The sequence below is a fragment of the Nostoc sp. genome, from assembly GCF_036919555.1.
In the GTDB taxonomy this organism is placed as follows: Bacteria; Cyanobacteriota; Cyanobacteriia; order Cyanobacteriales; family Nostocaceae; genus Nostoc.
The window spans coordinates 74409-98248 of record NZ_JBALCS010000122.1; the positions used below are offsets into that span (position 1 = coordinate 74409).

Genomic DNA, 23840 nt, shown 5'->3' on the forward strand with positions numbered 1-23840 from the left:
CAATATAGTATAAATACTATATTGTATATGTTTAGAAAAACTTTTGTCCCTCAGTCTGTTGGAAGTGATCGCCTTTGTTTGCTTTAATCTCATGTTTTGGCGTTTCTTCCATCATGAGCTTACCCTCTTTGTTTGATGCACGCAAGAGGTTTTTGGGGTCAGGAGTTACATTGACTACTGTTCCTAAAATCGAAGCACCACTGCGTTGTAAATCATCAATCATTTGCTGTGCGATCGCTTTAGGCGTAAAGTCAGGGCGCACAACTAACACAACTCCATCCGTCTCACCACTTAAGGTCATAGCATCAGTGTATTCACGCAAAGGAGAAGTACAAATAATTACTAAATCATAAAGGGTCATTGCAGTCGCAATCAATTTTTTCATCGCCGTCGCTTCTATAACTTGGGCATGACGATTGGGGAATCCGCCATATGTCAATACATCAAGACCCTCGATCTCAGTGTGTTGTACCACTGACAGCAGCGATGCTTCTTCACATACAGCATCAGTCAAACCAGGCTGAGCAGACAAGTTAAAAAAGTAGTGCTGTAATGGATTACTCAAATCAGCATCAATTAGCAGTGTTCTTTTAGACAACATTGTTGCTACACTTGCTAAATAGACACAGACACTCGATTTTCCCTCGCCACTGATACTACTAGTGATGAGAATAGACTTCAGCTGGTTTTTGTTGTTGAGTTGTAACTTTTTGAGCAACCGACGATAAGGTTCAACTGCTTTTGGATTGTTCAAAAAGCGGTCTAACTGACCCGGTTGTATTGGTAATCGCTGGGCAAGATTTCCCAACACTGGTAGCTTAATCTGATCTTCTACTTCCTCTGCGCTGCCAATCTTTGTATTTAGCATTTCACCCAAAAGAATTACACCGATCGCTAACACTAAACCTGCTGTTGTTCCTAACAGCAAAATAACCATTGGCTTCGGGTTTGCAGGCGAAGTCGGAACGGAAGCCAGCCCGACAATATGAACATTACTGACGAGTTGCGCTTCCGCGATCCGTGCTTCTTCTAACTTATTCTGTAGTAAATTGAGAGTTGCGCCTTCCTGTTCGTGCCTACGGACTAAAGCAGAGAGAATTCGTTGCTTAACAGGTAACTCAGTCACGCGCGATTGCAAAGCAACTTTTTGGCTTCTGATAACTTTTAGCTTATCTATTAATGCGTTGTACTCAATTTCACCCGTAATGTACGTAGAGATCAAGCTACGGCTCAAGTCATCAGATGCAACTTCGTTTGCAGGAATCGATGATTCAACAGGAACAATCCGCCTAAGACTTTGATTATATAGAGCGCGTGTCTCATCTCGCTTTTGAAGCAAGTTAATCACCGATGGATGTTGATCGGAGAAACGACCCCGAGCCTCAATAATTTGCGAGTCTAGTTCAATAAGCCTAGCTCGCAAACCTTTAAGTTCGTCATCTTGACCAGCACGTGATGCTGTATAAGCACTTTGAATATTTTTGCTGCCAATAACTTTTTGAAGTTGTTCACTTTTTCGTTGTGCTTCTTGAAGTTGTGCCATCAATGTGCGTTCTTGATCTTCCAAAGTGGTTAAGCTGTTAGTCAAACTGGTATCTTGAGTTTCCAGAGAAACAATGCTGTTAGCTTGTTTGAACCGACTTTCAGCCGTTTCCGCACGCGCTAGCTTTTCTTGCTGCTCCGGGATTCGCCCCTCAATAAACTTCCGAACTGATGAAGCTTGTTGACGAATGGATTCTCCATTTTCTTGCACCATTGCGTTAGATATCGCGTTTAGCATAGCTGCAACTAACTCTGGATCTGAATCCTTGTATCGCAATTCCAGAATATTGGTAGCGGGTACAATTTTTACTCTGAGTCTAGAACCAATTTTATCAACTGAGGTGATTTTATGAGATAATTTTTTATGAGATAGCATCTCCAATGCTCGTTTTAAAACGCGCTCCGAGGAAACTAATTCCGCTTGAGTTGCAATCGGGTTTGCATTTCCTGAGGTTGTATTTGCCGCTAACGCTTGGCCCAGATCAGAAACGCTAACTCTTCGATCATCAAGAATCAACCGAGCTGAACCTTCGTAAACTGGTGGGGTCGTTTTTAAGTACAAATATGATACGACGAGCACCGAGGCAAACGAAGCAAGCGCACTCCAAAAATTGCGTTTTAGTGAGAACGCTAACGCTGGCATACTTTTCATGAAATCTTTCCTGTTATGAGAAATATTTTTCGTGCTATCGAAGCTATTAATAGGCTAGATTGAGGATTGCATTGTTGTCGCTTCCAGCTTTTATTCTCCAATATTCATAGCTTTTGAGAGAAATAGTCAAGGCTATAAATTGTAGAAGAGTGTCTATTTTTGATGCTGTGTTGACTTCACCGAATGTGGATATCTTCACTAATTTAGATTAGCTGTCTGCTTCCAAATACTTAGTACCGAGTGCTGACTCCATTAATGTAGCAGATTTTACCTGATCTGCATATAGTGAGGCTAGTGTCGAAGTAGGAACAGTAAGTGGTTTTGTTGAGATTCTATTGTACAGATCAATAAACTTGTTTGTAATTTGCTCCCAATTATAGTTCGCGCTTACATAAATTTTTGCTTGTTCAGCGAATTTTTGAATTTCTTGAGTGTTATGGATTGCCCAATCTAGCTTCTCAATACATGAATTAACATCTCCTTTCCGGAAAAGTAGGCCTCGATTTTGTCCGAGAAGTTGCCTATGAGGCAAAATATCGCTGGCAATAATTGGAACACCCTCTGCCATAGCTTCTAGCATTGCCATCGGTAATCCTTCAATATCTGAAGGTAGCACAAACAACCCCGATCCTCTCACAATTTCCGCCAGGCGAGCACCCAAGAGTGGACCAGTAAAAAGAATATTTGGATTGTTGTTAGCTAAACTGAGCAACTTTGCTTTAAAGGTGGGAGAATCATCTCCTCCGACTAAAACCAGTTTCCAACCTGATTTTTGAAGTGATTGAAATGCTTTTATCAACAGATCAGGACACTTTTCAGGAACCAGCCGGCCTAAGAACACCATGTACCGTCCTCGCACTAAACCCAACGAGGAAGTCCAAGTAAATTTAGTATCAGAAGCAGGATAGCTGGCTGGGGCGTTAGGAATATAGGCAGAGTCTCGACTGTAGTTGTTAATAAAGTATGATTGCAATGCACCAGACACTACAACCATTTCATGGGCATTGGAAACAGCAATTTTTTCACCCAGCAAGATAGACAACCGCGCCAGTTTTCCCCATTTCGCACGTTGCCAGTCTAAACCGTGGCAAGTGACGACAACCTTAGCTGGTGAGATCATGCGCGTTAACCAACTGAATAACGATGGTCCTAAAGCATGAAAGTGAACAATGTCATAATCTCCAGCTGTTAGCATAGCGCCTAATGCTGAGCTAATGATTACATCTGAACCGCCCACTTTGGGACACGGTAGAGAAATCACTCGAACTCCTTTGAAATCATATTGTCTAAATGCAGGCATTCTTGTGTAAAAAGAGCGAGCAAAGAGGTCTACCGAGTGACCCTGAGCAACCATGCGTGGATAAATTTCTGCACAATGATGCTCGATACCGCCTTCTTCTGGGGGCAACCCTTTTGCACCTATAACTGCAATCTTCATGTTCTATTCAGGTAAATGAAACTTTTGGAAAATAATACTAATCCGCACTTAAATTAGACCAATTCAAAAAATAAATTGGACTCAAAAAAGTATTATGGGATAAGTTATTGATTCTATATGTCTTAGAAAGATGCTTTGATTTCTCGATCTAAAAAAGCAAATAAATTTTGCTCATAAAGAATCTTATTGCGAGCTTCCAAGATAGCAGGAAGGCGTTTTTCATATTCACCAGATTCAATAATCTCTTTAATCTTTTTCGAGCAGTTTGGATCGTGAATATCAATTGGAATATAGCACTCTTCGGGTAAATACTTGTTTACATTTGGGCTGCCATAATATAGCGGTAGAGAGAAAGAAAGCAGACAGTCTGCAATTTTTTCAGTCCAGTAAAAAGGAACAATACTGTTTTCGACAACAATCGAGTATTTACAAGGAGAAAGAACTTCCCATTTTGTTGGTGCAATTCCCCGATAGTTTGAATATTTATTGAATTGATTGCTTTTTCCCCAAAGCGAAAACTCTAAATTGCTAGAAACTAAGCGCTCAATAAATTCCAATTGGGCTTTATGTCCTTCTAAAGTTTTGAGATCTGAAGAAATCATACACAGCGTTTCTGTCTTTTGAGGTAAGGAAGCCTTCGCAAGAAAGTCCCAACTACGATCAACATGCATCAAAACATAGGGTGGGGAAGGCAGATATTTAGTTGGGTACTGTTCATATAGATCTGGGCAGTTGGTATAAAAACGGGAAATTTTGTGATGTTCATGGGATTGATCCAAGCGAAACAGTTTCACATAGTCTGGTGGTTCCATGTGTAAACCCCACACTTTATCTGGCGTAGGTAAGTTGATCGCAGGTAAAGGATTTCCTGCATAATCGTGCGTACTCGTATTTAAGATGACGTATAGATCTGCCTCTCCTTCTCCTAAAAACAATGTGCTTCCCCACTGACAAGATCCTTTGGGAGTTTGATCGGTGATTCTTTCCCAAAGTGTTGGAAAGTTAGAAATCAAGCGAACAGTGACTTCAATTCCTCGTTTTTGCTTGTCGCTGGCAGACAATCCTAAAACCTTACGTTTTTGAATAGCATGAGCTAACTTTTCTAGCTTGGCTGTGAGCTGAACTTGCATGGTGATGAAAGACTTAGAGAATAGTAAAAAGAAAATCTATTGACATAGAGGCAATGCGGCTTTGCATAAATGCGGGATGAATTTGCGGTTGAAACCATTGAAAATTCGTGACAAACTTGGCGAAATCATCCCATGATTTAGCAACGCCAGACAATGCTACTCAAGCTGAGTTAAATCAGCAGTTTTAGACAGACAATCGTTCGTGTACTTGGCGTGCCTGCCAACGCTGCATCATTCTGGCACAAACGTCTTTGACGATCGCGCTGGCGTGAAAAGGTTTTGCCACATCGGTACAGGCTTGTACTGGAAAATTTTGCCTTGAGGCAAGCACTCGATCGAGAGCAGCAGCTAGGGCTTCGGCTGTGCGCTCCTTGCAAACTACGCCACTTTGAGGCGTGAGTAAGTTGGGAGTTTCACCGCAATGAGTTGTGACGATGGGCGTACCACTGGAAAGCGCTTCTAATACTACGACTGGTAAGCCTTCATAGACGCTTGAGAGTACAAAGACACTGGCAAGACGTTGTAGTTTTGCTAATTCGCTTTGCGGTTGCGCTCCTAGCATCGTGATGCGATCGCTCAAGTTAAGGCGGCCAATTTCGGCGCGAATCGGTTTTTCAAGATCGCCTTCTCCTGCAATCAGTAAGTGAGCGTTGGTATCGGCAAGTACTGTCATTGCTTGGATTAGTAGCAGAGGATCTTTTTGCGCGTGGAGTCTACCTGCAAATAAAATGAATCGAGTTTGCTCGGTCTTACCAAGCGATCGAGCGAACGCTTGTTGAGCTTGTTCGCGCTCGGTTGCAGAGGCTGGAAAGAACACATCATCATCAACTGTATTTCGCAAATATTGCACGCGATCGGCACACATCGGATAGCGCTCTTTGTAAAAGGCTAGCGAAGCTGTATTGCAGGAGAGAATTTCGGTAAACTGAGGCACAACTTGACGTTCAATCGCAAAATAAGCAGATGGAAAATACTGCCAGAGAATACTGCCTTTACGAGTAGAGGATTGGATCTGTTGTTGAATGTCGTTGTGAATAAACAGGGTTTTGTCTCCTGTCCAATGTCGCGTTGCCAGCGTCGGTTCTAGCCGATGAAAGTGCATAAAATCCGATGCAAGGCAACGACGAAATAATGCAGCAGTATAGCGAACCGAGTCTGGAATCAAACTTTTGCCGTTCTCTTTTGGCTGTGTAAATAAAGGTAGAAAATGAATTTTTCGACCCGCCAAATTCATTTCCTGCCAGATTCCGGGTTCAACCCGCTTCTCTACCTGGGTTCCCACTAGCCGCAACTCAAAAGTGTCAGGTGCATACTTGAAGAAAGAGCGTATGACAGTCTGAATACCCCCTAAACTATTGCTCCACGGGTCAAACTGGTAAAAAACCGTTACAATCGGTCTACGCATGAGTTTTCCATAAAATGAATTATTTGAATATGCGAAAAAGCTAGCGAAGCTCATGGTCAAGTAATGAGATTAGTCATATAACCTAAGTTGCAGGTTAAAATACAGAATACAGAATACAGAAATGTATAATTAATATTGCACAGGCACTTACCAACCAAACAGTTTGAGAATTTGGTCTAGAGTCCGAATAAGAAGCTTGTGGCAATAGGGTTGAGTTTTCTGAAGCCAGTAGTGTATCAGCTTGTCAAAATAACTACGTGGGTCACACATGGAATTCGCAGGTTCTTTGCCGTAGCGCTCTCGGTATACCCCTGCCCAATCGACCCACCAAATGTTTTCGCGTCGGAAGTGATTGGCACCATACTTATCAATTAGATCCAGTACCTGCCAATCCCACCAAGGGCGACCGATACGGAGGATACTAGTCATGTCAATACCATGCTCATAGTAGCCTTGTAGCCACCGATCGGGGATTGGGTGGATCTGCTCATCGGAAACAATATGCGCGCGGTGATATTGTCGATAAATCTCGACTGCCCGACGTTGTGGATGGTTAAGCTTCTCCCAACACTGATACCAGCGCGTTTTACTCTCCTGGCGATCCCAATCTGCAAACTGGTAGTGAATTGCCTTAACATCGTGCAAAACATAAGTTGGCGCTCCTGCTGGAATTGGAATACGCGAACTGTGAATCAGCGAACCTGTATGGTCGCTATCATCATCCATAAAACCAAAAGCGTAGTCGTAGGGAGAAGTCCAGTAGTGTTCCAAATCACTGAGAAAATTGACCCACTTAAAATGGATGACAGTGCCAATTGGCGCAGTCAGAACTGTTTGCCATTCAGGACTGGTCGTGAAGTTAGCGGTTAGAGCTTCATCAGCATCCAGCGCGATTAAAAGGCGTGGACCAGGAATACGGCGAGCTTCTTCCAACAGCATCTTCTGCCTCTCTACTTCGTTGTAGATCGGTGAAGGGTTATGCAGCAGTGTAACTTTAGGATAGCGTTTGGCAATTTCAGGTGAACCATCGGTAGACATCTGATCGAGCACAATAATCCGATCTGCCCACAAGCTGGCAGACTGTAGGAATCGGTCAAGAATCCACGCCTCATTTTTGACAGGAGTAAGGCAAATGACGGTAGGTTTATCCATGTTTGTTAGATTGTCGGTAAAATTTATAAAGGTAAACAAGCTAGGCAAACCCGCTTAATTCATTTGTAAGTCTAGATGCGATCGCTTGTTGAGCTTCGGTCGTAGACAGTAGGAAGGATACTTGATTATCAACCGCTATCGGCGTTGCTCCCGCTTCGCTCGCAGTTAAATCATGAAATTAGTACGATTCGATTCTAAATATCATCAAGAAAGTGGTACAACCAGAATTGACTATCTCTTAACAAGAGGAGGAACTACATATAGTTTCTGATTTTTTAGAACAGATAACACTTGAGCATCAACTACATTCACCCCTCCGTAGGGAGCGAACTCTGCTGCACTGAAGTTACCTTTGATGTCAAAGTCCCTAACGCCAGTATCATCCATGTACCAACCGTAGGTTTGAATCGCTTCTAAAATGCGCCGGGCGGGGAGTGAAAGATTTAAACTAGCTAAATTGAGATTGGGATCTAGCTGCACCAAGAACCCATATCCAAGCAAGCCCCGATTGTTTTGGTGGATAGATTGGTCATAGTTACTAGCTGGATAGACAATCGCTTTCCAGGCATTGCGAACCGGACCCGATAGGGCGTGAGGAATTGGTTGTTGAGGATTAATCGCTTCTCCAGGACGAATCAGCGTTACGATATCTGATTTATTTGCAGCGTTAATTCCGCCTGCATCTCCTAGACTTGGCAGTTGATCGGGCTGTTGAATATGCATTGCCGACCAGTCACCAAGCAACGGTTGACAGTTTTCGATGGTTCCCCAAGTAGCTACAGTTTTGTTTGTGGCGCGATCGAGCCAAACCACTGCACGATCCGATTGATTGCGAGGTACTCCATTGCCAGTACTGCCGAGTTTGGTATTAGCACTGTCAGGAATATGCCATTTGACGTTTAATCTAGTCCAAGGATTGAGCTGGGGACAAGTGCCAATTTTGGCATATTGATTTGCTTGCTCCAAATGAATCGTGCGGATTGGATCGCTAGCACTGCCAATGACAACTCCGATGCCAAATTCATCAGAGCCATCACCAGATGATCCTAAAGTTGAGATGTGACCACTTTGAACATAACCAGCCGGAAGTAGGACACGGGGAAAATTCGTCGGAATCTCGTGATAGAAAGGAGCATCGATGGAGTAAGGCTGAGGATAACTTCCATCTAAAGGTTGGGGTGTCTGCTTAGACCAGTTCTGAGGCTTAAGTTTACGAAGCTCGTCTTTATCCAACGAAATATCAATCCCGACTGATTGATACATACGAATGATTTCTTTGCGCTTCTCGGCGTAACCCGATTCTAGGGTAATCCCTGGTGTTGCAGTTCGGTCATAGATTTGCTCAACTGTACGTGAGCGAGCTGTGAGATGCGGCTGATACTGACTGAGTTCGTTACTAAAGGCAAGGTTAGAGATATCTGCTGCATTAACCGTGAGCGAGGACGAGTTGTGAGTGAAACAACTGCTCACTAGAATGACTAAAGCAAACAACGCAATGTAGGAAATCGTAGATTGCATTCTTTTATTCATAAGTGAGTGCATAATCTGCTCCAAGCTGAGTCATAACAGGTCGCTAATCGTATTCGTTTATGAAGAAAGAGGTATAGATTGCACGTTGTGAAAAGACCAGTAAATGCCATGATTGTTGAGCAGTTGATCGTGAGTGCCTGCTTCAACGATTTCACCGTTATGCATGACAACAATCCAATCTGCATTGCGGATCGTAGACAATCGATGGGCTATAACAATGACGGTTCGATTTTGGCGTAAGCGTTCGATCGCATCTTGCACAAGGCGTTCAGAATGAGAATCCAGCGCGCTGGTGGCTTCATCAAGAATGAGAATTTCTGGATCTCGCAGAATTGCCCGTGCGATCGAGAGACGTTGACGCTGACCACCTGAAAGCTGTACACCCCGATCGCCTATTAAGGTATCATAACCACGCGCTAATTGCTGAATGAATTCATCCGCATTGGCTAAAGAAGCAGCCTTGAGGATCGCATCATCGCTTACCGTTTCGAGACCATAAGCAATGTTATCGCGAATCGAAGCATTGAATATGTATGTGTCTTGGCTGACGATTCCGAATTGCCGCCGTAATGACGCGACATCATAATTCCGAATATCTTCGCCATCAATATAAATCGTACCTCTTGTCACGTCATAAAAACGTGGTAAAAGTGCTGCCACCGTTGACTTACCAGCTCCAGACGAGCCAACCAACGCTACAGTCTGACCGCAGGGAATGTCTAAATCAATATTTTTGAGAATGGTTGTGCGATCGTTGTAACCAAAGCTGACTTTGCGAAAGTGAACTCCCTCGCGCAGATGGGAAAAAATGCGTAAGCCTGACTGAGGTTGCTCAGATTGCGTAGAAAACAGTGCGTCACACACAATACTTACCGAAGGCAGATATTGATGAATTGCGCCGCGCGCGATATTAATCCGTTTTGTGACTGGCACAACTTTGATCAGCGTCAGCATGAATGCCATTAGTGCGGAGGTTGACAGCAACCCTCGCGAAATCAGCAGTACATAGCTGACCATTAAAATCACCATAGCTACTGCCATAGTGGAAAACTCAGTCAACGGCTCGACTAGTCCAACTTTTTTAGCAACTAGTATGCTAGTGTCTGTGACTTCATTGGAGATGCGTTCAAAGCGATCTAACTCGTAGCGTTCTGCTGCGTAAGATTTTACAACGCGGATGCCCGCCAAGGTATCGAGAATGCGAATGTTAAGATCATGTCGCGCATTAACTACTGCTGTACCAAACTTTCTAATTCGACGCAGCAGTTGGTTTAACCCTAAGCCCACACTGCCAATCAGAAGGACAATTAGTAGCGTTAGTTGCCACGAAACCAACATCATGGTTCCGAGATAGGCCATTAAAATAAAACCAGCAGTGATCAACGAAATCAGAAATGACAGCATAATGTTAATGCTAATCACTTCTCCTAGGGTGCTTGACAACGTGCCTAACTTTTGGTTATCAAAGAATGCGATCGGCGCGTTGATATATTTCTCGTAAAGGCGCATTCTTAATAAAGCGATGAGTTTCTCGCGATAAACGCTAGTTAAAACCTCAGCCATGTAGCTAAAGTAGCTTTTTAGGGCAAGCGATACTAGCATCGTCAACACCAAAAGTCCGATCAGCGTTACTTTCGGCTGTTGAGTTACCCAGAGATCAACACCTGGCAAAATCCCCGCAGGCAGATGAAAGCCATTTCCCTCATTGAGCAGCAGCCGCAAAAAGGGAATTGTGAGACCGATGCCTAAGCCGTCTAGCAGCGCCGCTAAGATCATTGCTATCATTCCCAAGTAAAGACGCTGGCGAGGAACGTTCATACCCACCTGCACCAGGCGTTCCATGCTTTGCCAGTGGGAATTCACTGGGAAATTCCATCGGAGTTTTTTGCGGTGTTGGCGGCGACCCAATCGAAGGCTTCTAATTTTCACAATAAATTCTTAAACTGTATGAATGGTTAAACTGACAATAGTTGCTTAGTCAGTAAGCAGTCAAAATCATCCGTGACAATGAACGCTAAACAATTTAATCAGCGATCGCTCAAATAGAAGGACGCAACCAAGTTTCTACAAAATATCCCCAACGCAGGGATAACTCCATCTGCAACGGAATACGGATTTGCAAAGCTGACTCAAACGGATTGATAAGTTTCCAAGAATCAATCAACGCTAGCAGGAGTCTCAACAAACTACTGATTTGCTGTCGAATTCTCGATTTACCCAACATATGTTCAATCAATGCAACTGAACGCCCTTGCCAAAAGTTGCGCCGCACTAACCATTCGGGATCAATGCGTTCTTTAGGAATCCAATGATCAACCGCAGCTTCGGGATGGTAATAGAAACCCCCTCCCTGATTCTGGAGAGTAGCATTGAGTAAATATTCTTCGCCGGAAAGTAGACTCTTCCCTCTGCGCCCTAGCTTCTCGTGAAAGCCGCCGATTTTCAAGAGCGCATCACGTTGGTAAGCTACATTTGCGCCCCAAGGAAACTCATTGGGGCGGAACCAGCGAGGCTGATCGCCACCATCAAGGATCGTAAACAAACTCTCCATCGTTGGGCGAACCCAATCCGGTTTAGGTAACTCCCAAAGCGGGCGGATCAATCCCCCGACACAAACAGGTTCAGGCTGCACAGTTTGGAATGCGTGCAGCAGAGAAGCTAGCCAACTAGGAGAAGGAATGGCATCATCATCAAGAAAGGCAATGTATAAACTCTTTGCTTCCTGTAGACCAGTGTTCCGTGCTTTTGATAAGCCTTGAACCGGTTCAAAAACGTAGCGCAGATGAGGAAGCGAAGATGCAAATTCTTGGCAAACGGAGGGTGTGCGATCGGTTGAGGCATTGTCTACTACTAAAATATCAAATCGATCTGCTTCCAACGTTTGATGACGTAGAGCATCTAGCGCTAAGTACAGGCGATCAGCTCGGTTATACGTGCAAATCACCACCGAAATACAAGAAGCACTTTCGGCAAGCGGAATCGATATATGATCGGAGACTTGAGCTTTCATGGGAAAGAGAATTTCATCCTAAAATCAGATTTTTATCAATTTCTGTATTTATACAACAGCTTCAGATTGAATGACTGAAATCCAAGCGCGATGTGCAGACTCCATATCAAATCCATCAAAATAGCGGGCACGAATCTTATTTGCATCGATCAAATTGGTTTCAAACTTTTTCAAAGTTTGCACAAAGCCGTTAAATAAAGTATCTGCATCCGGAGAATCGAGTAGCAGTCCCACATCTGGGTGTCCAGCATAAAGATCTGGAATACCACCGACCGCTGCTGCTACACAATAACGTCCTGCCTGAACGAGTTCTAGCAAGCTAAAACAAGGTCCTCCCTCCCATCTAGACGGATAAATAAAGAAATGACAGGTACTGATAATTTGATGTAATTCACAACGATGATCGTAAGCACCGTGAAAATAAACAGAGTCTTGAATACCGGACATTATGGTTAAATGTTCAAGGGTTTCGCGATCTGATCCGCCTCCGTACAAATGAAGTTCAACGTCTTGTCGTAGTTGCCGAAGTATAGCGAAGGCCTGCAAGATCACATCTAAGTTTTTATGCTGAATATCTAAACGACCCATAAAGCCAATTTTCCAAGGAGGTGCAGATGGCAGAGGAACGGTTTCTGAAAAAAAAGTCAAGTTGTGTAAGGGAATAACATGCACTTTGCCTGTATAACCGTACATTTCTTTAAACTGATGCACTGAACAGTGCGAGACAGAGACCACTGCATCAGTTTGGATGATCGCTTGCTGAGTCTGTTTGGCATAGGAACCGACAATGCGGGGTGAGAGGGGCCAAAATTCCGGTGTGAACATCCAACTAACTGCTATCTTTGCTCCACAACGATGAACGATCTGAACAAGGTTGAGGTAGATTGCTGGCTCGGGTTGACAGACGCAGAAAACCCAGTCTCCTGGCTTGAGTTGTGTTTTGAGCCACAGTAACATGATTCGCTTTCTAATCTGCCAGCGTTCACCTGGTAATTTGGGCTGACGATAGATTTTGATACCTTTTGCTGCTAACTCATCGGCGAGCGGTGATGGCTGACTTTCGCTTACCACTACTTGAAAGGGTATTTTTTCAGCCTGTAAATGGATTGCGAGAGCATGAATATATGTTGCAACACCGCCGGGTCCACCCCAACTATCGTAGTAAAGAAAAATCATAAAAATCTACCTACTAATACGCTTGATGTAAATTAAGAAATAAGGTAATTGATGCAAGATGATGATAAGTACTCACGCAAAATTATTTATGTCAACCTTAGTTTGAATTCACAGATTACCTTTACGAAACTGGTCTAAAATGTAATCGCAGGCACGAACTGTCAAAGCCATAATTGTTAACGTTGGATTCTGACAGCCTTGAGATGGAAAGCAAGAACCATCGGTGATAAATAAATTTGGTACATCCCAGCTTTGATTAAAGCGATTCAGCACAGAGGTCTTTGGGTCATTTCCCATGCGCGCCGTTCCAACTTCATGAAAAGCGGTGCCAGGAGGAGCTAATGTGCGGCTTTCAGATTCGACTAAAAACCCAGCCGTTTCTGCCATTTCTTTGAGAGTTTGTTGTTGGTCTTGAGCCATTGCAACTTCATTGTCTGAAAAGGCGCAAGAAATATGAGCCACAGGAATTCCCCAAGCATCTTTGCGATCGGGGTTTAGGGTGACACAGTTTTCAAATCGGGGTAGCATTTCGCCAAAAGCAGTCATAGTGAAGGGGACTCGATCAGAGTCTTCTGGAACTTCCCGCGCCGCCGAACCTTGTATTCCGTAACCGCGAATAAAGTTAGGATGGCGATCGCGAATGTTGCGAAACTGGGGAATGTAAAACCCCCCTGTTGGCTGGTTGCGAGCAAAGGATTCTGGGTTGGGAATGACGCCTTTGACTTCTATGGAATTGAGATGATCCATCAGATAATGACCCAGCACACCTGAAGAATTGCCTAACCCGTTTGGATGCTGACGAGTTGCAGAATTGAGCATTAGACGGGTCGATTCAATCGATGAGGCACATAGAATCACGACTTTGGCATAGATTTCGTAACTTTTATGCGTATAGCGATCAATAACTGCTACTCCCTTGGCTTTACCCGTATCAGAATCGACTATGATCTGGCTGGCAATACTGTTTGAGCGCAGCTTCAGTCGCCCGGTTTTTTGAGCGATTGGCACAGTAGATGGTGGCGGTGCAAAGCGCCCAGGAATAACTCGGCGATCGCTCCATCGACTTTCGACAGCAACTTTGAAAACTTCTTCGCCATCGCTCAAGACTCGATGGGGAAGAACGACCGAATCAGGAAGATGAGGAATTCCTTCAACAGTTCCTCGTACACCCACCCAGCGCTCGACGTGAGCATAGTAAGGAGCGAGGTCTTGATGACTGATTGGCCAATTTCCTCCATATCCATCGCGATTGGCTGCTTTCAAGTCGTAGTCTGATAGGCGATAAAGTTGTCGCCCATGAGCTTTAACAATCATGCGTCCACCAACTTGTCGGCTGCGGAGCCAAATAAACGGTTGATTGTCTGGGGTAGTGTAGGGATTGTCGATATCATCAACAAAATTTTCATAATTCCATTCCCAAGCAACCGCTTTGGATTGAATCGGTTGGCGTTGGAGCGAGAGCGATCGCTGATCGACTTTGCCTCGATACTTCAATTTACGTAAAATATCTTGCTTGAAAATCAACCATTCTTTCTGGCGGGGTGTTTCACCTGCATCAAGCAAGCAAACCTGCATTCCGCCTTCAGTAAGTTCTTTTGCAGCCCAACCACCGCTAGCTCCTGCACCAACAACAATCGCATCATAAACTTTTTGCTTTGCCATACCCATAACAACCGAATTAAGTGTGAATTTATTGAGTTAACTGAGTTTCTCAAACTAATGATTAGAACTTCAATATCGCTAAATTTTTACATGTTGATAAACTGGTAGAGCTAAGGTTGAATCATCTGGATCAATCTGCATTTTTTGAATTTGCTTCGCTGCAAGGTGTTGAGCTTGTTTGGTCGCTTTCAAAAACCTGCGATCGCGTGGAATCATCAGCAAAGATGAGAGAAAATAGCGGACTTTTGTGCGCCAAGAAAGTTGATTTTGCGGTCTATTTCTTAAGAAATCCATGATCGCTCTAGAGTAAACGATTCCTTTGACTAACTTGAGCAAATATCGCTCGCTCAGACGCTCGATCGGCATAATATGGACGAGTTTTAAGCCTGAAAATCGACCTAATCCTAGTCCCACATCTAAGGCAGCCAAAGCAATATCAAAATCTTCGCAGGACAACAACAAGTCACCACATCGCCCTAAACTCAAGCGACGCGGATCTGACTGTACTAAATCAATGTACTTTTGCGCCACTGGCTTACGAATACACATACCCGCCCCTACAGGCATGGTTTCGGCTAAATCTAGGTTTGACCAAACATCTTGGTCGCACTGTGCGATCGCTAACAAGGGCCACATCGGACGAGTCCATTCTTGTGGTATTCCACCTTGAAATTCGGCAGTTGATTGGCCGCCCCAAGCACCTAAATGCGGATGATTCTCGGAAATTTTGAGTGCATGGTACAAATAATCTGGGTTTAAAACATTGTCATCATCCACAAAGATGGAAGTAGCTCCTTGACTTTCCTTTAAACCCCGGAAGCGAGCAAATACGACTCCTAGTTGGGGTTCAAGAATGTGTCTAGCATGAGGATGCCAACTCAGGTCGATGGAATCTGCCAAAGGCTGCTGGCTGGCGTTATCAACCAACAGTAGCTCCCATTGTGTTCGAGGTAGTGTCTGGGATTTCAGTGCTTCTAGAACTCGGTCGAGATAGGTTGGCTGGGGATTATGACTGCAAATCACGACACTGATGACAATATTCATACAATACTTATTTCCCTGATTTCTATAACAGGCAATTTTTCAGAATCTCGGATATCCGCTGGCAATATCAACATAATGAATTAGCGAAGTAAGCGCGGAGGTTGTCGTCCTTGATAAGCAAGCTTTGCTGTCCAAGTGCCGACAAAGTGATGCCACAACACAGCTAGCTTTAGCAAATCTTGCGGTAATTCCCATCTGGGCGATCGCTTAATCGGAGCGACAATCACGCGAGCGATCGTTGTCCAAGGATAAACGGCTAAACCAATTAAAAACTTGATGAAGTACTTTAGTGGTTGTGGAACTGGAGCCATTTGGGGATGATTTGCAGTTAGAAAAAACCAGCCATAAGCATCTCGTTCTAAAACATAAGTAAAATCTTTCAGTTGTGTGCGGTAGGAGTGCTGCACGACTGCCTGACCTTCTTCGCAAATCTTTAGCGTATAGTGTCCTGATTGCACTACCCGCCAACTCATCTCAACATCTGGCCCAGAAAAATTTTCTTGATCAAAGAGTCCGAGTTCATCGAAAACCGCTTTGCGGTACATAACATTAGCCGTCACAACATAGGGCTGAATCCGAGCCGTTCCTCGGCTATGATTTGGGCTTTTGAAAACGCATCCTTCAAAGTAATTGACGTAGTTGGTAATCGTACGTGGTACTAAACTACCCCCGACAGCACCAACCTGGGGCTTATCAAATGCTTGCCAAAGTTCTAGTAACCAATTAGGACTGACAATGCAATCGGCATCGGTAAGGGCGATAAACTCTCCTTTAGCTTGGCGGATAGCTGTGTTGCGGGCTGCATAGGGACCAGGTACTGGCTCTTGCAGCACTGTAATTGGATAAGTGTGTAGAATACTCAAACTTTGATCGCTTGAATTGTTATCAACGCCCAAAATCTCTAACCGATCGGGCGGCCAGTTGAGCGCCATCAGCGAATCCAGCAGGTTAGTAAGTTCTTGTTCCTCGTTATAAATCGGGACAACAACAGAAATAAAAGGCAGGTCAGTATTCATAGCGCTTTGGCAGAAATCAGAGGATTGCGGGGACGATGTAACCATTTGCGCGTCAGACGTTCAACAATAAATTGCGGAATTGCTCGGTAGCCTTGTTTGAGCGATTCCCAAGCCAGTTGCTTTTTACCTGAGCGGAAGTAAGCCCAAGCCACATCTACTTGGCGACGAGCGATCGCTAGATTGATTGCCGCCTTAGCGCTGGGATTGTCACTTTGAACGCCTTGTTTCATGACCAAGAGTTCATCGAGGGCAATCTGGAGATAATCGACGGTGAGACTACTTGGACGCTTGCGGTAAATGGTGAGAGCATCAGCAATAAAACTGACTTCCCATCCATCTTGAGCAATCCCTAACCAGAGTTGATAATCTTCACCTGTGCGAAACCGAGCATCAAAACCCCGTCTACCTTTGAGACACTCGGCACGAATTACAACTGTGCTGCTGGTTCCTGTCCAGTTACGGATGAGAAAATCTTGCCATTGCAGGGTAGATTTAGTAGGTGGTGCAAACCAAGGCATCAAGCGATCGCCTTCTGGACGATCATAGAAAACTTCAAACCAGTTGAAACTCAAGCCAATTTTGCCAGAAGTCTGCATTCGCTCAAAATGAGCTTCAAGTTTGCGAGGATGCCATAGATCATCTGCATCTAAAAAGGCAATCAACTCTCCTTTTGCTAGTTGTAAGCCTGTATTGCGAGCCGCAGCGGGTCCCGCATTGGTTTGATAGACATAACGCAGCGACTGATGATGGGAGAACTTGTGCACTCGATCAACCGTATCGTCGGTTGAACCATCATCAACAACAATTACTTCAAAATCACGATAGCTTTGAGCAAAAACTGAAGCCAAAGACTGCTCAATATAAGCGCTGGCATTGTAAACCGGGATGATAATACTGAAATTAGGCATGACTAAAAAGACAAAGGCTGATAGGCTGGCTTTTGTAAAGGGCGAATCAAACGAGCAGGCACTCCACCTACCAAGGTGTAGGGCGCGACATCGCAAGTTACCACTGCACCTGCTGCAACTACGGCTCCGCGTCCAATTGTGACACCTTTAAGCACGATCGCTCTTGTCGCAATCCACACATCGTCCTCAATCCGAATTGGTTCCGCCGGGGAAGGACAATGCCGATCTTCTAATCCGTGGAAGTCGTTGTCTAGAATCGACACTCCATTGGCAACTTGGACGCGATCGCCGATTGTGACCTCAACTTTGGCTGAAATCGTGGTGTCGGTATTGATAAAAACGTGATTGCCAATTCGCAACACACCATCAGCACCAACCTCTAGTTGACTACGACCCAAATGTGACCAGATGCTGAAGTCATCACCAATGATCAGCTGTCCAGCATTTTGGATTAGGGGAATCCCCCAAGATTTTGGCGCAGTACCAACCGAACTACAATCTCGTAATGCCCATCGAGTTATAAGCGTATTTTTTTGCTGACGAAGCCAAGTAAACATAGAATCTTGTTGTTGCCTCAATGTGGTAGAAAATCAAAGCGAAAAAAGTCGCGGGTGCTAAATCTTTCTTTGAAAATGGCAATTCGCTCATCAAGGCGAATCTGGAAGATACCAACGTTATTGTAATAGTTCAACTCCTTACTAGGAGCGATGTAGCGATCCCATCTCATATCCGTATCAAGTGATAAATAGTGGATGAAATTATGAGGGTTAACATCCCTGGCAGATCGGCGTCTTTTCAACCACAATTGTATCTGCTCCGGATCGCGATATTGATAGTGGCAATTAGGAATTTTATAAGAACACTTTTTAAGTTTTTTCTGTCCTTTCGGAGCCATATAGCCGTGGGGATTGCCTGCATTGCTCTGTTCAGGCCACGTTAAATCTGCGTCGATCTTAAACAAGCGTTGCTCAATATTGGTAAAGCGGTAGTATCGGCGTCGCTGGGTAATTGGTGTTTCCCGCGACTCTAATCCTTTTTGATATCTTTGCCAATCTACGTCAGTAAAGTGGAAGTTGTATTGAATCGTATTAATTTGTTGGGCATCTTCTTGTTCTGCAATGCGAATTGCTTGACATGGGTCTTTTGCCAGAAACTCATCAGCATCAAGAATATATAACCAGTCGCCGATCGTAAAGTTATCGCGCACTGCATTAAAAACTTGAGCGCGTAGACCATCAGAAAAGGGGACACTTTCTTGTCGGAATGGAACAACTACGTTATTAGCAGCTTTTTGAACTTGCTGCCAGGTATCATCTATGCTTCCCGTATCAAAAACGTAGATTTTATGGCAGAAGTTACTAGCAAACTGCAAAGTCTCAGCGATCACGTCGCCTTCGTTTTTAGCTAAACATATAGCATGGATGCGTGTCATAATAAATGTTCTGTAACAACCGTTCGATTATGTTCTAAAAGTAACGATGGAAATTAGCGAAAAAGCCTTCGGGGGAAAGCCACTCTAACCAGAGTTTCCGACATTCAATTTGAAGGTCTTGAAATTGTTGTGGTGTTAGTCGAGCATGAAACTCGCGGATGCGATCGCCTAGATAGGGCAAATCTGCTTCTTCAACCCATATGCAATACCGCTTCCAATCAATATATTGATCAAATGGTAGTTCGCAGTCAGTATTGATGAACACCGGAATTCGACCACAACTAAGGGTCTCGTAGAAACGATAGGAAAAATTGCCGCCGCCTCTAGTACAGAGAATATAGTCACTGTTGAGCATATTATCGACGAATTGCTCACGTTGAGGCAGAGTCAGTTTTTCGGTATGATGAAGCACATCGTGAATTCTAAAGTTGCATTGCAAGCCTCGACTCTTAGAAAGAATGAACAATGCTTGCGATCTAATCCGCGAACCATATAGCCAGGGTAAGTCGTGTTTTATAAGTTCAATTCCAAATTTCGATGCAATGTCAGCTGCTTTAGGAGTTGCGCCAAGTCGCAAACGCAGCTGATTTGTGATCTGATTTCTCGGCTGCACAAGCGAGCCATAACCGCAATAGCCAACAATCGGCTGACTAGACTTGCTCCGCAATGGTATTTTTCCCTGACAGTAGTTTTCTACAAAATCTTCACTCCAAGCGGGAATGACGAACTCGTTGTGCAGACGAGTTGAACAATTGATAGATGTGCGAAAGACTAAAGCATTGTCGAGTTCAACAGATGTGGTCGCATCGTCCAAGTAAAAAACAACGAGCGGAATACCTCGGCTCATTGTTTCTTGAGACATTTGTTGAACAATCTTTAGAGACTCAGGATGAGTGGTAAATTTTGACCAATCAAAAGGCAGCAGTGCTATTTGAGCGTTTTCTAGCTGAGTCAGCTTGAATAAATGAGAAGCAACATCAATGTAGGTGTTGTAGCGACGGCTCATGGGATTCAATGAGACTTCATCGCTTTTGCCCCAAAAGGGATACAACATAGCAATATGTTGTATCCCCTCAGGCAAATAACATCGATCCGAGTAAATGTGCAATTGCTTTGCAACTACTTCTTTTCGTTTTGCATATGTATTTGTCATGTCCAAATTTGTTTAAAGTTTTTCAATTGCCTAGTGCCGGAAACAGCAAAATACTTGTTTAGATAAGTTTAAATAACCAACGATTTTTGTTACACGAATTCTGTCATTCGACCTCCTTTTTTCAGCAAAAACGCAAAAATTGAAGGTTACGTTGGAGAAACTGAGATCAAAATGACCATCAAAGCTTACTCCGAAGCATCAAGATATGCTTAATTTCTCATAAATTTTTCAACAATGAGGCTTTGTGAATCCAATTTCAACAAAGCTTGGTTTTCTCTCTCACCCTGCTAGTTCCTAATATCTCTGCTAAACTAACTTTTTTCTTTTACTATTTGTGCAATCCAATTGAAATGATCTGCTATTTTTCAAATATTCAGCCATCTACGTTTAATCTGATTATTTCTGCGACACATCAACAGATATAACCTTTGATTAGGGTTTTTTCTTACTCACGAGTGCGAAACAACCTTAAACGAGCATCTATATTGTACGCAGCTTCGGTAATTAGAATCTAAGTATTCCTCAGTAGATATAATCTATACTGTTTATCTAGCTTTACATAATTTGGTGTTTTACCCCGATTTAACTTATGAGCCTTGCTTTCATATAAATGTAACATCTCTGGTTAGCCGATACATATACTTTGCAGTATCTTTACCTAAGTTGTTAAAGGTATTTATATTCCATCGGGTTAGCGGGACTTCATCCGTGAGAGGTTAAGGTAATTGCACTAGGGTAATCCAAGAAATAAATGATCCAAAATGCTGGGATACTGGAGAAATAATCAGCGTGCCATCTGTCCCATGTTTCCCGAATCTCTTATTCAACTCACCGACAGCCTTAAATCCCTTTACATCAAAACATCTCAGAAATTAAAAGGAAGTGACCGACGACAATTTATGGCAGAAGTAGTTAAAGGTTTGGGACGAGGAGGACAAATAATCGCAGAAAGGGAATTAGGCTGGAATAGACGTACTATTCGTAAAGGGATGCAAGAATTAGAACATGGAATGTCGATTGCTGATTCATTTAAGCTTAGGGGACGTAAGCGTACTGAAGAAAACTTGCCTTCAATACTTTTGGACATAGTGTCAATTGTAGACCCGCACAGCCAAATAGACCCAACTTTCAATAGTATTAAGCTATATACTCGCCTCTGGGCAGCAGAGGTTCGTCGTCAACTGATTGAACTCAAAGGATACCAGCATGAAGAACTGCCTTCAATTGAGGTTATTAGACAATGATTGAACCAATTAGGCTATGGCTTAAAGCGGGTTGCTAAAATCAAACCGATAAAAGAGATACCAGAAACTGGAGCTATCTTTAAAGAAGTTAATCGTATTAATCAAGAAGCTGATGAATAGCATTCGACGCTACGAATTTCTATGGATGCAAAGGTGGAGATAAAAGTTGGGGAATTTAACAGAGGAGGAAAAACTCGTGTCGCTACTGTTGCGTTGGCTCATGACTTTTCCGATTGCCCACCTTTAACTCCCTACGGTATTTTTTTACCTCAAGAGAGTGAGCTATTTTTATTTTTCGTTCAATCCAAACTGACTGCTGATTGTATTGTTGACCGACTCGAAGATTGGTGGTTAGGTGTTCTAGACCGTTTTTCTCACATTCGTAAAATAGTTATCAACCAAGACAATAGACCAGAAAATAGCTCTCGGCGAACTCAATTTATGTTTCGTATTCTTGAATTTGCCCACAAATTTGAACTGACAATCCAATTAGCTTACTATCCACCCTACCACAGTAAATACAACCCGATTGAACGAGCCTTTGGATGGCTTGAACAACATTGGAGCGGTAGTTTACTTTCGAGCGTTGATACTATACTACAGTTTACTTAAACTTTAACTTTTAAAGGTAAAAATCCTATAGTTACTTTAGTTAACCGAGTTTACCATACGGGAGTTAAATTAACATTGGATGCAATGGCGGAAGTTGAAAAGCAAATTCAACGTTTACCAAACCTGAAAAAATGGTTCGTCGAAATCTTTTGTAACTCTGCTTGATTTTTGGATCATTTTTTACTTGGAATACTCTTAGGGCAATTAACAACACCAAAAGCCCTAAAAGCAACCAAATGATTATTTTTCGTCCCAGTGGCATCAAAATATATAAATGAACTTCAGCACTGACAGGACTAACAATCGGATTATCTGCGGTTAGGACTAAGGTAAAGGTGCGATCGCTTGATCTGCGATCGTCAACACCAAACGCAAGCTACTAGCGCCCCCCTTTGCCTCTGCTGGTATCTCTAAACGCACGGGAATGACTGTTGCTTGATTAGCAACTAACTCGATTGTGCGATCGGATGGAATTAAGCGAATACCACTTTGCTGAGGGTCTTCCAGTTGCAAACTTACGTTACCATTGACATTACTATTGAGCGGTTCAGTAGTTGTTCCAGGTAATACTGGCTGCAAATTGGCAGTGGGTAAATTGACATCAAGCTTAGGTGTAATCAGCACTGGCCGGATATTTTCAGCCAGCTTGTTCAGTTCAACTCCTCCAGGATCTCGCAATACCTGTCCCTTCCCACAAAGGGCTGGATTACTAGCAAAGTCATTCAGCTGCTTTTCGTGTTCTTTTAATCCTAAAGACACAAAAAATATATAGGGCTTGCATTGTTGATCAGGTAAAAGTTGGGTATTGCTAGGAATAGAAATAGGATTAGGAATACCAGGCACATCTTCTAATCCGTCTGTCAGAAACACTATACTGACAGTACGACCAAGAGCATCAGCACGTTTGTTTAACAGGGCAGAATGTTGCAAAGCCTTTTGTATAGCTTTCCTGTATAAGTACGGATACCTTGAGCTTGAAGTGAGCTAATTATTTCCTTGAGTTTACCCCTATCTGCATTACTGGTAATACTGACATCATTAGCATTTACGGTGACATCTTGATCAAAACTATAAATAGTAACTGTGTCGCCTAATCTGGCCGTGTTAACAAATTCAGTAACAGAATTCTTTACTGGTTCAAAAATATTTTTCGTTCCACGGACACCACGCATTGAAGCAGAAGTATCTACTACTAAAATCCAGTCAATTCCCCCTTTAGGAGTAGTCTGAGCAGATGTACCACACAAGTTATACCATTTCTGTTTGAAGATGCGCCCATAAGACTGATACAAAACTACAGGCTGTAGGGGCAATTCATGAATTGCCCCTACATGAATAAAGCGCAGCCTTATATAGAATTGGTATAAGTCGTTTACCTTCTCCAAATTCTTCTTGCAAGAATTTGAGTGCTAAAGGGAGTTTTTTTTAAAGTGAGATTGACTTAGAGGATATTGTTTGGTGCTTTTGGGAGGGGGCACTTTTAGCTTGGCATCAAGTTGATATCGAACTAACTGGTATACCGTTTTATAAGCAATATTGAGTCCTAATTCGCTGATTAACCATTGTTCAATCTGACCATAGCTTTGGAATCCTTCTGGTTCGGACAATCTTCTGTTTAAAGATTCTAAGTTTTCTCCACTAGACCTATCCTTAATATAAATATTATGAGATAATTAAGGAATAAAATAAAAACTAAACTGCATCTAGTATGACAACACCTTTACAAAGAATAAA

General features: G+C 43.2%; 18 protein-coding genes and 1 pseudogene. 1 reads left to right on the forward strand and 18 read right to left on the reverse strand.

Annotated features, from left to right (window positions below):
- Nucleotides 1–31 precede the first annotated feature (31 nt).
- The 16 genes from V7K36_RS32885 to V7K36_RS32960 form a co-directional block, all read right to left on the reverse strand.
- Nucleotides 32–2104, reverse strand: a complete 2073-nt coding sequence (locus tag V7K36_RS32885) for a GumC family protein (protein WP_335122118.1) — start codon at nt 2102–2104, stop codon at nt 32–34.
- 298 nt (nt 2105–2402) lie between these two features.
- Nucleotides 2403–3632: a glycosyltransferase family 4 protein gene (locus V7K36_RS32890; RefSeq protein WP_335122119.1), complete on the reverse strand. Its 1230-nt coding sequence runs from the start codon at nt 3630–3632 to the stop codon at nt 2403–2405.
- 122 nt (nt 3633–3754) lie between these two features.
- The gene (locus V7K36_RS32895) at nt 3755–4762 is read right to left on the reverse strand and encodes a glycosyltransferase family 10 domain-containing protein (RefSeq protein ID WP_335122121.1); all 1008 of its coding nucleotides are present in this window, start codon (nt 4760–4762) and stop codon (nt 3755–3757) included.
- A 184-nt stretch (nt 4763–4946) separates the two neighbouring features.
- Nucleotides 4947–6167 carry a glycosyltransferase family 4 protein gene (locus tag V7K36_RS32900; RefSeq protein WP_335122123.1) on the reverse strand — a complete coding sequence of 407 codons (1221 nt, stop codon included), beginning with the start codon at nt 6165–6167 and terminating at the stop codon, nt 4947–4949.
- A 147-nt stretch (nt 6168–6314) separates the two neighbouring features.
- Nucleotides 6315–7319: a glycosyltransferase family 2 protein gene (locus tag V7K36_RS32905; protein ID WP_335122126.1), complete on the reverse strand. Its 1005-nt coding sequence runs from the start codon at nt 7317–7319 to the stop codon at nt 6315–6317.
- Between the two features lie 231 nt (nt 7320–7550).
- Nucleotides 7551–8837: a hypothetical protein gene (locus V7K36_RS32910; protein ID WP_335122128.1), complete on the reverse strand. Its 1287-nt coding sequence runs from the start codon at nt 8835–8837 to the stop codon at nt 7551–7553.
- A 69-nt stretch (nt 8838–8906) separates the two neighbouring features.
- Nucleotides 8907–10778: an ABC transporter ATP-binding protein gene (locus V7K36_RS32915; protein WP_335122130.1), complete on the reverse strand. Its 1872-nt coding sequence runs from the start codon at nt 10776–10778 to the stop codon at nt 8907–8909.
- Nucleotides 10779–10887: 109 nt separating this feature from the next.
- On the reverse strand, nt 10888–11859 hold the full coding sequence (locus tag V7K36_RS32920) for a glycosyltransferase (RefSeq protein ID WP_335122132.1): 972 nt from the start codon (nt 11857–11859) through the stop codon (nt 10888–10890).
- Between the two features lie 48 nt (nt 11860–11907).
- A complete protein-coding gene (locus tag V7K36_RS32925) occupies nt 11908–13035 on the reverse strand; it encodes a glycosyltransferase family 4 protein (protein ID WP_335122133.1) in 1128 nt (375 codons plus the stop codon).
- A gap of 108 nt (nt 13036–13143) precedes the next feature.
- Nucleotides 13144–14697 carry a GMC family oxidoreductase gene (locus V7K36_RS32930; protein WP_335122134.1) on the reverse strand — a complete coding sequence of 518 codons (1554 nt, stop codon included), beginning with the start codon at nt 14695–14697 and terminating at the stop codon, nt 13144–13146.
- A gap of 78 nt (nt 14698–14775) precedes the next feature.
- Nucleotides 14776–15741: a glycosyltransferase gene (locus V7K36_RS32935; RefSeq protein WP_335122136.1), complete on the reverse strand. Its 966-nt coding sequence runs from the start codon at nt 15739–15741 to the stop codon at nt 14776–14778.
- Between the two features lie 80 nt (nt 15742–15821).
- The gene (locus tag V7K36_RS32940) at nt 15822–16757 is read right to left on the reverse strand and encodes a glycosyltransferase (protein WP_335122138.1); all 936 of its coding nucleotides are present in this window, start codon (nt 16755–16757) and stop codon (nt 15822–15824) included.
- A complete protein-coding gene (locus V7K36_RS32945; protein ID WP_335122140.1) occupies nt 16754–17665 on the reverse strand; it encodes a glycosyltransferase family 2 protein in 912 nt (303 codons plus the stop codon). Before V7K36_RS32945 ends, V7K36_RS32940 begins: the two co-directional genes overlap by 4 nt.
- 2 nt (nt 17666–17667) lie before the next feature.
- A complete protein-coding gene (locus tag V7K36_RS32950; protein ID WP_335122142.1) occupies nt 17668–18222 on the reverse strand; it encodes an acyltransferase in 555 nt (184 codons plus the stop codon).
- A gap of 17 nt (nt 18223–18239) precedes the next feature.
- The gene (locus V7K36_RS32955) at nt 18240–19097 is read right to left on the reverse strand and encodes a glycosyltransferase family 2 protein (RefSeq protein ID WP_335122144.1); all 858 of its coding nucleotides are present in this window, start codon (nt 19095–19097) and stop codon (nt 18240–18242) included.
- A 34-nt stretch (nt 19098–19131) separates the two neighbouring features.
- Entirely contained in the window at nt 19132–20250 is a 1119-nt protein-coding gene (locus V7K36_RS32960) for an exostosin domain-containing protein (RefSeq protein ID WP_335122146.1), read from the reverse strand.
- 821 nt (nt 20251–21071) lie between these two features.
- Between V7K36_RS32960 and V7K36_RS32965 the strand changes: the two are divergent.
- Nucleotides 21072–22271, forward strand: a pseudogene (locus tag V7K36_RS32965) (ISAzo13 family transposase).
- A 159-nt stretch (nt 22272–22430) separates the two neighbouring features.
- On the opposite strand, the gene V7K36_RS32970 reads toward V7K36_RS32965, so the two are convergent.
- On the reverse strand, nt 22431–23036 hold the full coding sequence (locus V7K36_RS32970; protein ID WP_335122148.1) for a hypothetical protein: 606 nt from the start codon (nt 23034–23036) through the stop codon (nt 22431–22433).
- Nucleotides 23015–23491, reverse strand: a complete 477-nt coding sequence (locus tag V7K36_RS32975; protein ID WP_335122150.1) for a vWA domain-containing protein — start codon at nt 23489–23491, stop codon at nt 23015–23017. Before V7K36_RS32975 ends, V7K36_RS32970 begins: the two co-directional genes overlap by 22 nt.
- Between the last annotated feature and the right edge of the window lie 349 nt (nt 23492–23840).